10 protein-coding genes are annotated in these 13596 nt (G+C 43.6%); 7 read left to right on the top strand and 3 right to left on the bottom strand.

The features are described 5' to 3' along the window. Nucleotides 1-15 precede the first annotated feature (15 nt). Both LAQ65_RS02520 and LAQ65_RS02515 read right to left on the bottom strand, forming a co-directional pair. Nucleotides 16-2721 (bottom strand): DUF1553 domain-containing protein, encoded by a 2706-nt coding sequence (locus tag LAQ65_RS02520; protein WP_224115358.1) that lies wholly within the window; start codon nt 2719-2721, stop codon nt 16-18. A gap of 49 nt (nt 2722-2770) precedes the next feature. Beyond that, nucleotides 2771-3697 carry a hydroxypyruvate isomerase family protein gene (locus LAQ65_RS02515; protein WP_224115357.1) on the bottom strand — a complete coding sequence of 309 codons (927 nt, stop codon included), beginning with the start codon at nt 3695-3697 and terminating at the stop codon, nt 2771-2773. 259 nt (nt 3698-3956) lie between these two features. Between LAQ65_RS02515 and LAQ65_RS02510 the strand changes: the two genes are divergently transcribed. From LAQ65_RS02510 to LAQ65_RS02480, 7 genes are all read left to right on the top strand, one after another. Then, entirely contained in the window at nt 3957-4877 is a 921-nt protein-coding gene (locus tag LAQ65_RS02510; protein ID WP_224115356.1) for an FAD:protein FMN transferase, read from the top strand. 56 nt (nt 4878-4933) lie between these two features. Beyond that, the gene (locus LAQ65_RS02505) at nt 4934-5896 is read left to right on the top strand and encodes a formylglycine-generating enzyme family protein (protein ID WP_224115355.1); all 963 of its coding nucleotides are present in this window, start codon (nt 4934-4936) and stop codon (nt 5894-5896) included. Nucleotides 5897-5961: 65 nt separating this feature from the next. Beyond that, nucleotides 5962-7311 carry a Gfo/Idh/MocA family protein gene (locus LAQ65_RS02500; RefSeq protein WP_224115354.1) on the top strand — a complete coding sequence of 450 codons (1350 nt, stop codon included), beginning with the start codon at nt 5962-5964 and terminating at the stop codon, nt 7309-7311. Nucleotides 7312-7433: 122 nt separating this feature from the next. Continuing rightward, nucleotides 7434-7934 (top strand): nuclear transport factor 2 family protein, encoded by a 501-nt coding sequence (locus LAQ65_RS02495; protein ID WP_224115353.1) that lies wholly within the window; start codon nt 7434-7436, stop codon nt 7932-7934. A 15-nt stretch (nt 7935-7949) separates the two neighbouring features. Beyond that, nucleotides 7950-9566, top strand: coding sequence for an amidase (locus LAQ65_RS02490; RefSeq protein ID WP_224115352.1), 1617 nt, complete (start codon nt 7950-7952; stop codon nt 9564-9566). Continuing rightward, nucleotides 9567-12059, top strand: a complete 2493-nt coding sequence (locus tag LAQ65_RS02485) for a cation-translocating P-type ATPase (RefSeq protein ID WP_224115351.1) — start codon at nt 9567-9569, stop codon at nt 12057-12059. After that, nucleotides 12056-12565, top strand: coding sequence for a GNAT family N-acetyltransferase (locus LAQ65_RS02480; protein WP_224115350.1), 510 nt, complete (start codon nt 12056-12058; stop codon nt 12563-12565). Before LAQ65_RS02485 ends, LAQ65_RS02480 begins: the two co-directional genes overlap by 4 nt. Here LAQ65_RS02480 and LAQ65_RS02475 read toward each other — a convergent pair. Then, complete coding sequence (locus tag LAQ65_RS02475) at nt 12549-13583, bottom strand: S41 family peptidase (RefSeq protein WP_224115349.1); 1035 nt, start codon at nt 13581-13583, stop codon at nt 12549-12551. The two genes, LAQ65_RS02480 and LAQ65_RS02475, sit on opposite strands and share 17 nt — an antisense overlap. Nucleotides 13584-13596: the final 13 nt, after the last annotated feature.

Raw genomic sequence — 13596 nt, 5'->3', positions numbered from 1 at the left:
TAATACATTGAATGATCAATTTTTTGTAACCACTTCATCCAGGTTCAGGAGCGCGTTGGCTACCACGAACATAGCCGCCGATGTTCTGTCTTTCCTTCCTTTATATTCTTCCAGTGCCTTGTTATATAAATCCAGGAATATGGGCAACCTGGCTTTTGGCATTGGTTTGTACAGCATCAGTTCATAGCCTTTAGCAATTTGTATTGCCGGCCCCTGTGTTGAATCCTGCATCATACGACGGGCAAAATGACCAGCCAGGTCTACAAAGGCTGAATCATTCAGTGTAACCAATGCCTGCAAGGGTGTATTGGTGCGTATCCGCCTCGCAGTGCAAACTACTCTCAGGGCACCATCAAAACTGATCAATGAAGGATAAGCTGCTGTTCGTTTCCAGTAAGTATAAACCGCCCTGCGGTATTGGTCCTCCCCTTTACTGGATACCCATTTCGCGCCGTTGTATGGCGAAAGCCAAATACCTTCCGGCTGCCAGGGCATCACTCCTTCGCCATACATCTTGTTACTTAATGCTCCGCTGATGCAAAGCGCCTGGTCACGCAGTTGCTCGGAACTTAACCTTACCCTCGGGCCCCTGGCATAAAATTTATTGAAAAAGTCTTTTCGTTTAAGCTCTTCTGTTAGTTTTGAATCCTGCTGGTAAGTTGCACTCATCACCATCTCCTTCAGCATTTTTTTGACACTCCATTTTTTATCGTGGACAAAAGTATACGCCAGGTGATCGAGTAATTCCCTGTGTGTTGGAGGTATACCCTGGGTACCCATATCTTCCAGGGTTTCAACGATACCAGTGCCAAAGACCTGTTCCCAGAGGCGGTTCACCATGGTACGCGAAACAAGGGGATGCCTTTCATCAGTTAGCCACATCGCAAGACCCAAACGGTTTTTTGGGGCGTCTTTGGGCATTGCGAATCCCAATGCAGCCGGAACTGCAGGTTCAACTTCCTTTCCTTTTGACCGCCAGTTTCCCCGGGTAAAAACATGGGTGGTCCGGCGCATGCTGGCCGGGTTTTCAATCATTACCGGAATTCCAGCAACATTAGCTGTAACCAGGCTCCAATAGCGATTTTGCTGTTCTTCATAACCAGGTAATCCTTTTCCCGGAAATTCACGGTTAAAGGATATCCAGTCAAAATCCAAAGCAAAATCCTGCGACTTATCCGGGATCGATGGATTTTGGTACTCGATATAAATATCATGTGTTCCTGATTGCAAAGGATAGGATACAGCGCCGAAGGTGGAATGATCGCCTGGCAATATGTTGGTTGTTGCAAATACTGGTCCCTGCCGGCCATCCAGCCTGAATTTCACAACCCCGCCCTTTTTACTGGAATGATAGTGCCAAACCAACTGGTTTGAATTTTGAAGGTTTACATTTCTAAGCCTTGCGCTGCCATTCTTCATCAGTCCCAGGTCACTATTGTTGCCATATATGGTGGCTTTTTCTATTGAGTCGGCTGTAGTTGAATTGATTGCGGGCTGGTAAGTGCGAAGGAAAAGATCCACCCGCTTTGCTTCTTCGTCACCTGCATTTTTCTTAACCCAATTAATCACCCTGACAACTTCATTTTTCATCGAATCGGTCAGCTGGCGCAGCAGGGGGTATTCACCTGGCACATCCTCATCGCGGGTATTGTTAAAATATGCCAGGAACTTATAGTACTCATCATGGTGAAACGGATCATACGGATGGCTATGGCATTGCACACAGGCAAAAGTGGTACCCATCATAGATTCCCAGGTTGTATTCACCCGGTCTACAACCGCTGATGTCCTGAACTCTTCATTGTTTGTACCCCCTTCATCATTGGTCATGCTGTTGCGGCTAAATGCTGTGGCGATATAATTGTCATCTGTCGGATAAGGAAAAAGGTCGCCAGCAATTTGTTCCTTTATAAACTGGTCATAAGGCTTGTCTTCATTATAAGCTTTAATCACCCAATCACGATAAGGCCAGATAGTTCTGCCCCCGTCCGCCTCATAACCTTTAGTATCTGCATACCGGGCAAGGTCAAGCCACATCGCGGCCCAACGCTCGCCGTAATGTGGTGAAGCCAATAAGGAATCTACCAGCACCTCATAGGCATTACTGTCGTTGGAATTCATAAACTTCCGGGCGATTTCGTCTTTGGGATACATGCCGATGAGGTCAAGGCTGACCCTTCTTAGCAATGTAGCTTTATCTGCCCTGGCAGATGGCTGCAATTCCTGTTCCTTCAGTTTCCGCAATATGTATTTATCAATATCATTTTTACACCATGCATCCTGCAATTCGGGAACAGGCTCTTGTTTTACAGGAAGATAGGCCCAGTGATCGCCCCATTTTGCACCCTGCTTGATCCACCGTCGAAAAATATCAATCTCATCTTTACTCAGGGGTTCATGCTGGTAAGGCATTCTTTCTTCAGGGTCTTTATTCGTAATACGGCGTATCAGTTCGCTATGGTCGGGATCACCCGGAAGAATTGCCGGCTTTCCCGATTCTGTCGGAGCCATGGCTTCTTCCCGGAACAATACGCTAAAACCAGCCTTGGCTTTTACGCCACCATGACAGGTTATGCATTTCTTGTTGAGGATGGGTTTTACATCGGCACTAAAGTCTACAGGCTTATCCCTTGTAAGGAATACAAATCCACCTGTAGCAAAAACAAGTAAAGCTATTACTAGCCAGATACGGCGATTGTGCAAAAAATTACCTGGTATCATTAGCTGGTGTAATTATATGGTACTGCATTAACAATTTACAAATAATACTCTACATGAAACTGTCTGCTTCCCTGTAGGCTTTAATAAGGGCAATTTCACCATCTTTTCCATCAATACTATTACCGTGCTCCATGCCAAGGATACCTTTATATCCCTTACTCTTAATATGCTTGAAAATATTTTTATAATTCATTTCCCCGGTTCCTGGTTCATTCCGACCCGGGTTATCACCTATCTGGAAATAACCGGTTTCGTTCCATACCAAATCGATATTACTTATAATATCTCCCTCATTCCTTTGCATATGGTACATGTCAAAGAGGAATTTGCAGGCAGGGCTGCCGACTGCCTGGCAGATCATATAAGCCTGGTCTGTATGGCGCAGGAAAAGATCTGGGTTATCACTCAGGGCTTCCAGTACCATCACCAATCCATGCGGTGCAAGAATATCTGCGCCCTTGCGCAAAGCATTGATCACATTGGCTGTCTGGAATTCCTGTGAAAGGCTTCTTTCATAGTTACCCGGAACAACTGTCATCCATTTTGCACCACATCGCTTAGCAACCTCAACAGCTTCCTTGCAATCCTTGATCATAAGGTCAATATATTCCTGCTTTCCTGTTGTCAGCGAGGTTTTCCAATGCCAACCGTTCGAGCTTACTACAAAAACGCCCATCGACATGCCCAATTTAGCAAGGGTCTCACCTATTTTCTTTTGCTCCGCAACCGGGCGACCCATCATACCATTATCTTCAATTGCCCTGAAACCCATACTGTGGCCATATTTGATTTGTTCAATAAAATCTTTCCCGGCCAGATTTTCAAAGGTCCCGTCGTGAAAAGCATAATTCAGGTTAAAGGGCTTCTCGGCAGGAGTTAATTCAGGTGATTTTGATTTTTGGGCTGAGGCAATTGCTGAAGTAAGCAGGGCGCCGCCCGCTAATACGGATTGTTGAACAAAATCTCTTCTTTGCATGGCAATTATAATGTTATCCTTTAAAATTACAGTCTTCCGCCAATAAAGAAATATCTATTTCTGGTCTAATTTTACCCTAATCTTATTCAATATTAATATACAGGCTGTTCTGGTGGCATGTTGCGTGAATATTCGCATAATTTCGGCAATACATCGCAAACTAAATGATTTGAAAGCCCTTTGCTGTTTTTGTTGCCTCCTGTTTTTTTTAGTTAACAGTTATGCTCAACCGAAGAAATGGGTATTCACCCAAAATAAAATGGGATCACCATTTAATATCCAGATATATGCCCATGATAGCCTGCAGGCTGAAATGCTGGCCAGCAATTGCTTTCAACTGGTAGATAGTCTGGTTAATATTTACAGTGATTATATCGACAGCAGTGAATTGAACCGCTTGTGTGCGCAAGGAGGACCAGGCAAAAAGCCATTTTATGCTTCCCCTGCCCTGTTCGAAATTTTATGGATATCCAAAATCGCTTATGAAAAAAGTAATGGCAATTTTGATATCACACTTGGGCCGGTTACAAGGCTTTGGCGAAAAGCAAGGAAAGAAAAATCCTGGCCTACGCAGGAATCCGTTGCTGAGAAACTCGCCCTGACAGGTTTTGATAAGGTCAGCCTGGATTCAATGAGCCATACTGTAACCCTGCAAAAAACGGGCATGCAACTTGATCTGGGCGGCATTGCCCAGGGTTATATTGCCCAGCGGGTAATGGATCGTATACAATCGAAGGGAATCAGTACTGCCCTGGTTGATGTTAGTGGCGATATAGTTGCGATAGGTGCCCCACCTGGTTCTAAAGGCTGGAAAATCGGGGTAAATATCCCGGAACAAACGGATGAATTATTACCGCAATATTTGCTAATTAGCAATAAGGCAGTTACCACTTCCGGCGATGCCTATCAGTTTATTTTTCATGACGGAAAAAAATATTCGCATGTAATTGACCCCAGGACCGGCTACGGTATTACAAGCCAGAAAAATGTTACTGTAATTGCCAATGACGGAACAACCGCAGACTGGCTCACGAAAGCCTGTAGCCTGCTACCCGTAAGAAAAGCAAAAAAACTCGCCCGGCAGTTACAGGCTGAGTTCATAATTGCAACTATAAAAAACGGGAAATTGGTATTACAGAAAAGTAAATATTTCAATACCTATTGGAGCAACAGCCAATAAAATGATATAACGTGCAATAATCACCTATTTTAGATAACTATAAAATAAACTTAACAGTGACCAGAATTTTTGGCATCTTTTTTTTAGTGACTTCTTTTTCCAGGCTTTCGGCCCAGTCGCAAGGAGACAATTTCAAGACTTATAATCAGTCTATTCCGGGCTCAGCTATCAGTTTTTCGATGGTACCTATTCCGGCTGGTCAATTTGTAATGGGCAGTAACAGCAATGAAAAAAACCGGAAAGAGGATGAAGGCCCACAGCGTACTGTAAATATATCTGCTTTCTGGATGGCTTCCCTGGAAGTCAGCCGCGATGCTTTTGATGTGTTTTACCACGATGAAAATACTTCCCAGAACTCAGCTGTAGATGCCATTACCAGGCCTAGTCCGCAGTATGTTGACCTTACCTGGGGAATGGGCAAGGAAGGCGGGTTCCCGGTAAACAGCCTTTCACAATATGCTGCATTAATGTATTGCAGGTGGCTTTATGATAAAACCGGTATTTTTTACCGGCTTCCCACCGAAGCGGAATGGGAATATGCGTGCCGGGCTGGAACTAAAACAGCTTATTTCTTCGGTAATGATGAAAAGCTATTGGACCAGTATGCCTGGTACAAGAAAAACAGCAGTAACAAATACCAGCGGTCGGGCCAGAAAAAACCCAATCCATGGGGATTATATGACATTATTGGTAATGTAACAGAGTGGACACTTGATCACTATAACGCCGATGCCTTAAAAGATCTGGCAGATAAAAGTACCGACCCAGTAGCCCCATTTAATGCTTCCCGATACCCCAAAACCCTGCGTGGCGGTGCTTTTAATGATGAGCCACAGGCTTTACGCAGCGCCAACCGTATTAAATCTGACCCAAGCTGGAACCGCCGGGACCCCCAAAACCCAAAAAGTAAATGGTGGCTGACAGAGGCAGCTGGTGTGGGTTTCAGGGTTGTTCGTCCCCTCCAGCAACCTGGCCCGGAAGCCGCAAAAAAATTCTTTGAGCAATATTTAGGTAAGTAATGGTGAAAAATCAGTAACCCTATTTCCCTTTAAATGAAATAATTTAGAAAACCCAAAAAATAAATATGACTAACGAAGATTCTTCAAAAAATGCCGCTACCCGCCGGGTATTTGTTAAACAAACAGGCATCCTTGCCGGTGGATTGATCGCTGCGCCACTGATGTCCAAGGCTAACTTTTTTTCAGGTTCTGATGATACCATTAAAATAGCCCTGATTGGCTGTGGAGGCCGGGGAACCGGTGCTGCTTTGCAGGCCTTATTATCCAAGCAGAAGGTTAAACTGGTTGCCATGGCAGACGCATTCCGTGACCGCCTGGACGATTGTTATAAAACCCTTACCGCCGATGATATTTCAGATTATTCTTCTACAGTAAAGAATCTTAAAGCCCAGGTTGATGTACCGGAAGAAAGGAAGTTTGTAGGCTTTGATGCCTACCAGAAAGCAATTGCTTTAGCCGATGTTGTACTCCTGACCACGCCTCCGGGATTCCGACCCATCCATTTTGAGGAAGCTGTAAAACAGGGTAAGCAAATTTTCATGGAAAAGCCTGTTGCAACTGATCCTGCAGGCATCCAGCGTGTAATTGCTGCAGCAGCTATTGCCAAGCAAAAGAAATTGAACGTTGTGGTTGGCTTGCAAAGGCACTACCAGAATTCCTACCGCGAATTGTTCAAGCGAAAAGACTTAATTGGCGACATCACGTCCGCACAGGCCTGGTGGAACAATGATGGTGTTTGGGTGAGGCCAAGGCAAGCGGGACAAACAGAAATGGAATACCAGATGCGCAACTGGTATTATTTTAACTGGCTTTGTGGTGACCATATCAATGAACAGCATATTCACAATATTGATGTGATCAACTGGTTCAAGAATGCCCATCCTGTTAAGGCCCAGGGCATGGGAGGCCGCCAGGTCCGGAAAGGCAAAGACCATGGTGAAATTTTTGATCACCATTATGTTGAATTTACTTATGCCGACGGCTCAATCCTGAATAGCCAGTGCCGCCATATACCAGGTACTATGAGCCGGGTTGATGAACTTTTAGTCGGCACAAAAGGAAAAATCCTATGCGGTGCGGGAAGCATTGTTGATTTAAAAGGAAATTCATTATACAAATTCGATTCAACAAAAGAGAATAACCCTTACCAGACAGAGCATGAAGAACTTTTTGCTGCAATTGCAAAAGGGGAATATAAATTTGCTGACGCGGAAAATGGCGCAAGAAGTACTATGACTTCCATCCTTGGAAGATTAGCAACATATAGTGGCCAGATCATTGAATGGGATAAAGCGATCAATAGCGGCCTCGATATCCACCCGAAAGTATATGCATGGGATGCCACTCCACCAATTGTGCCCAATAGCGATGGATTTTACCCTATTGCCGTACCGGGAGTTACTAAATATTTCTAAGATTTATTTTTACAGAAAGCCCTCAGCCTTACTGCTGGGGGCTTTTTTATTTAATTTATAAATACCTTAAATTGTAATTACCCTTAGCGAAATTGAATTTCTTAAAAAATAACTGCATGATCATGGGCAATTTTCTTAGTGGCAGGCAAATACATCCCAATGAAGAATTGCTCATTAAATTTTATACCTGCTTCCAAAATAAGGATTATAAAGGCATGCAGGAATGCTATGCAGGGAATGCTGTCTTTAATGACCCCGTCTTCAAAAACCTGGATGCTTCCGAAGTATGCGCCATGTGGGAAATGTTGTTGAAGAGAGGCAAAGACCTTCGCCTTAAATTCAGCAATGTTAAGGCGAATGACCTTGAAGGCTCAGCAAAGTGGATAGCTAAGTATACCTTTTCAGCAAGCGGAAGGCAGGTAGAAAACCATATACAGTCGAAGTTCCGTTTCAGCGATGGAAAAATCATCGCCCATAATGACCAATTTGATTTTTATTTATGGAGCCGGCAGGCTTTAGGCTTGCCGGGCTGGCTATGGGGATGGACACGCTTCCTCCAAAATAAAGTACAGAAGAATGCTATGCAGGGTTTACATAATTACATAGAAAAAGAAGGCTGCTAGTTTAATATAATTATTATGAACAGACGTAATTTTCTCAGGAACGGATCTTTAGCCGGACTTTCACTGGCCACCCTGTCAATGTGTAAAAGCGGGCCGGAAGTAAAAAATGAAGCGGGCCAGGCAGGTTCCCAAATTGAAAATTTTAAACTGGAAGAAGCCAGCATCAGCGAACTGCAACAGATGATGGGTTCCGGTGCTTTAACCGCTGTAACCATTACCCAATTATACCTTGACCGAATTAAAGCAATTGATGCAGCAGGACCAAAACTTAATTCTGTAATTGAAGTAAATCCAGATGCCCTTTCCATTGCTGCAGCAATGGATGCAGAAAGAAAAAATGGAAAAGTCCGGGGACAACTTCATGGCATACCAGTGCTTATTAAGGATAATATAGGTACCAATGATAAAATGCAGACTACTGCAGGCTCCCTGGCACTGGCAGGGCATATTGCACCTAAAGATGCATTCATTGTCAGACAACTCAGGCAGGCAGGTGCAGTCCTGCTGGGCAAAACTAATTTATCGGAATGGGCGAATTTCCGCAGTTCGCATTCATCTTCCGGATGGAGTAGCCGGGGTGGGCAAACAAGGAATCCTTACCTGCTTACCCACAATCCTTGTGGATCAAGTGCAGGTTCTGGAGTAGCTACAGCAGCCAACCTTTGCACTGTTGCTGTAGGTACTGAAACAGATGGCTCGATAACTTGTCCGTCTTCCGTAAATGGTATTGTGGGACTAAAACCAACAGTAGGCTTGCTCAGCAGGTCGGGCATTATTCCAATTTCACATACCCAGGATACAGCAGGCCCGATGGCAAGAACCGTTAAGGATGCAGCCATATTATTGGGAGTTTTGGCAGGTGCCGATCCGACAGATGAAAAAACTGCAGAAAATGCAGGCAAAATCCCCTCAGACTATACCAAATTCCTGGATGCCAACGCGCTAAAAGGGAAAAGGATTGGTGTTGAAAAAAAATTCCAGGGCGACAATCTGCATATGATAGAATGCTGGAATAAAGCCAAAGCCCTGCTGATTAAACAAGGTGCTGAAATTATAGAAATTGAATACCTCGACAAAATAAATGCACTGGCCCAAAATGAGCTGATAGTGTTGAAATATGAATTTAAGCACGGACTTAATAAATACCTCGCTTCATCCGGTGCCAAAATAAAATCCCTTCATGAAGTTATAGCCTATAACAATGCTAATGCAGAAAAGGCCATGCCCTATTTCACACAGGACATCCTGGAAAGTTCCGATAAGCTAAGCGGATTGGAAACAAAAGAGTATCTCCAGTCGCTGGCAAAATCGCATATAGGTTCACGTAATATCATTGACGAGGTAATCAAAAAACATCAATTAGATGCCATTAGCGGGTTAACAATGGGCCCGGCTTGCAGTATTGATTTATGGTATGGGGACCGCTGGGGGGATGTATCACTTACAACACCAGCGGCAACCTCCGGATACCCGCATATTACTGTACCCTGCGGATTGGTATATGACCTGCCGGTAGGTTTATCTTTTTTCTCAGGTGCATACACTGAGCCACAATTAATCAGTCTTGCTTATTCCTTCGAACAGGCATTCGGGAAAAGGCCAATGCCTGCTTTTAAACACAGTATTGAATAAATGGAAAAAATTAATGGATTAAACCCTCAGGAAGTCTTATCAGCACGGCTGAAATACGGCCAAAACAGGATTGCACAGAAAAAGGAGAATGCCTTTTTCAGGATTATCCGCGACCTCGGTAAGGAACCGATGTTTTTGCTATTGCTGGCTGCCGCAATTATTTATTTTATAAGTGGGCAGGCCCCGGAAGGAATTTTCATGGGAATTTCCATTGTACTGGTTGCAACAATTTCGATTTACCAGGATGCCAGGAGCCGGAATGCACTTGATGCCCTGAAAAAACTAACCAAACCCAATGCTTATGTTATCAGGGAAGGAGAAAAAATGGGCATTCCATTAGAAGATATTGTAATGGGAGATATCATGATTGTGGAAGAAGGGAGCTCTATACCTGCAGATGGAACCATCATCCAATCCAATGATTTTGCTGTAAACGAATCAATATTGACAGGCGAATCCTTCCCGGTAATAAAAAATGAAACTGCAGGTAATAACCTGGTCTTCCAAGGCACCACCGTAAGCGGCGGACTTGCGCTTGCCCGGGTGCAGGCCATTGGCAATATGACCAAATTGGCGCAGATTGGTAAGCAAATGGAAACCATAAAAGTGGAAAAAACACCACTACAGCAGCAGATTAGCAATTTTGTTAAAAAAATGGCTGCTATCGGGATTATCGTATTCTTCATTGTTTGGGCTTTAAATTATAGTTCGTCCCGAAATATCCTGGACAGCCTTTTAAAAGCGCTTACTCTGGCCATGAGTATCTTACCTGAAGAAATCCCAGTGGCGTTTACCACCTTTATGGCTTTAGGTGCCTGGCGACTCATGAAAATGGGCATCATTGTTAAGCAAACGACCACTGTGGAGACCCTGGGATCAGCTTCAGTAATTTGCATTGATAAAACAGGGACCATAACCGAAAACAGGATGAGCCTGGCAGAAATCTATAGCCTGGATAATGATCAATTGACCCATACTGAGCAGGATTTATCCGCCAACATGAAACATATCATTAAAACCGGCATGTGGGCCAGTGAACCTATTCCTTTCGATCCGATGGAACTCGCGCTCCATGAATCATACGGAAAAATTACCGAGGTTGACGAACGGCCTTCATTTAAAATGGTGCATGAATACCCTCTAAGTGGCGTGCCGCCCATGATGACACATATATTTGAAAATGGGGAAGGAAAACGAATTTTGGCAGCAAAAGGTGCACCCGAAGCAATTATGGAGGTTTGTGTACTGTCTGCTGAAGAACATTTAAAAGCAAGTGCTGCCCTGAATGCCCTGTCTCAAAAAGGATACAGGGTACTGGCTGTTGCCACTGCTGTATATGAAGGTGACCAGTTTCCTGCCACACAGCAGGAATTCAAATTCGGGCTACAAGGGCTCATCGCTTTTTATGACCCGCCCAGGAAAAACTTTAGCAGGGTGCTGCAATCATTTTATGAAGCAGGCATAGATGTAAAAATTATTACCGGCGATAATGCCTTAACTACTGCCACAATTGCCAGGCAGATTGGCTTCAGGGGCGCGGATAAATCTCTTGATGGAGTTGCGCTGATGAATATACCACCCCGGGAATTAAATAAAACGATAGCTGCTACAAACATTTTCACCAGGATGTTCCCTGAGGCGAAACTAACCATCGTAAACGCTTTGAAAGAAATCGGGAAAATCGTTGCCATGACTGGTGATGGTGTAAATGATGGACCGGCCCTGAAAGCTGCCCATATTGGCATTGCCATGGGAGACAAAGGATCAGAAATAGCCAAACGCGCTGCTTCCCTGGTTCTCACTGATGACGACCTGGAAAAAATGGCAACTGCAATTGCCATGGGCAGAAGAATTTATACCAACCTGAAAAAAGCTATCCGGTATATTATTTCCATTCATATTCCAATCATACTTACGGTTTTTATACCATTGGCTTTAGGTTGGGTCTATCCGAATATATTCACACCTGTCCACATCATATTCCTGGAACTAATCATGGGCCCAACCTGTTCCATTATTTATGAAAATGACCCTATGGAAAGCAATGTAATGCAACAACCGCCAAGACCCATGAGCACTACATTTTTTAACTGGCATGAAATTTCTGTAAGTATTCTGCAAGGCCTCGTGATTACAGCGGCAGCTCTCCTCACCTATCAATATGCGGTTATCTATGGAAAAGATGAAAATACCACCCGTACAATGGTTTTTCTGGTTTTGATATCCGCAAATATTTTTCTTACCCTGGTTAACCGGTCTTTTTATTATTCTGTTTTCACCACCGCTGGATATGCAAACTACCTGGTTCGTTTAATCATTGGGATAACCATCAGCCTTGTGGCCTGCCTTTTGTTGATCCCATTCCTCACCGTTTTTTTTAAGTTCAGTCAATTACCGTTCAAAGATTTGTTCTTTAGCCTTGCGATTGGCTTCCTTTCGGTTATATGGTTTGAAATAGTAAAATGGATCTCCCGGAAAAAAAATAAAACATGATCCGGAAATATCAACCTGACGATTTTCATATCCTGGAAAAATGGGTACAGGATCCAAAATTGTTATTCACTTTCGCAGGCCCTTCCTGGAGTTTTCCGATTACTCAGCAACAGGTTGCAGCGCACCAGGAAAAGTTTCCCAATAAACAATTATACATTGGGTTAAACGACCTGGGTGATCCAATAGCCATCGGGGAAATAATTACAGATGAACCCCACTCACCCAGGCTAGGCAGGTTATTGGTTGGCGATCCTGCTTTAAGAGGCAAGGGAATCGGAGAAAAATTTATCCGGGAACTTATTGCAGAATGTGTACGGCTTAACCAGATTGATAATATCTGCCTGTTTGTCCTGGAAGAAAACCAAAGTGCCATTAGCCTGTATAAAAAGATAGGATTTATCTTTTCTGAAGAAAAAATACCGGATATGATACTGGAAAACCAGTCCTATCCGGTACTTAAGATGTTGCTGAAAATTGCAGATTTCAACATCAGAAACTTGCCATAGCCGCTTCCAGTACTTTATCGTTTCCTTCCTCAATATCTTCCCGGGTATTGATAATGTATTTTTTTGGCGAAACGCCAATGCCTTCTTCGCTATTACCCAGGGCATTCCTATAATCACCCACTCCAACAAAATATAACCACCCATTTGGTAACTCCCTCGAAATGACATCAGTAAATCCGCCGGCAGTAGTATCACCCATTTGTGTAACCTGGCTTTGCGTATTCATAGCCCAGGTAAATGTTTCCCCGGCACTAGAGGTCCACCGGGTGGTCAGTAAAACCACCGGTTTAACATATGAGCTGTTTCCTGAAGGTTTAACAAACCAGCTCTCAGGTGATGTAAAACATCCCGGATCAACACCATTGCGCTTCCTGACTGTCATATAAAGTTTTTCTTCTACAGCAAACAGACCCGCAATATACCGGCTGACTTCATCATCCCCCCCGGCATGATTACGAATGTCAATGATAATTCCCTTCGTATCTTTTAAACTTTCCATTATCACGTTGAGTTGCTGCTTATAAAACGACAGCGGTAACCCAAATTCCCCAAAATGGATATACCCGATATTATCCGGTGTAATACCATAATGAAAGCTGCTGTCCACCGTCACTAAAGAAGGGATATATTTACTCCTGACCAGGTCTATTGAGAAATCGCGTTGTATTCTATTGATACGGAAAAAATCACTGCTTTCAAAGCGTGGAAGACCGTCGCTGGTAGGCTGAAGAAATGCATGGATATCATTTAAAGGAGTAATCAACCTGCACAAAATGCCGTACAATTCCGTATTACTCATCTGGTCATTTACCATCGGCCGGTAAACAATATACAAGGAATCCCAATTCACCTGCCTTACAGAAAACATTCCATACCATTGATGATACCCTTTCCACATTTCGTCAAAATTAGCAGTAGGAGTATTTTTAACTGTATTGCCAATTAATAATTTCTGGCAGGAAAAAAATGGCTGTGCCAATATCGCCAATAATGCCAGAAGTGTTATACTTCTTTTCATGGAGTCATTTTTT

The sequence above is a fragment of the Flavihumibacter profundi genome (assembly GCF_020076305.1).
In the GTDB taxonomy this organism is placed as follows: Bacteria; Bacteroidota; Bacteroidia; order Chitinophagales; family Chitinophagaceae; genus Flavihumibacter; species Flavihumibacter profundi.
This window is presented reverse-complemented; position numbering and strand designations above follow the sequence as displayed.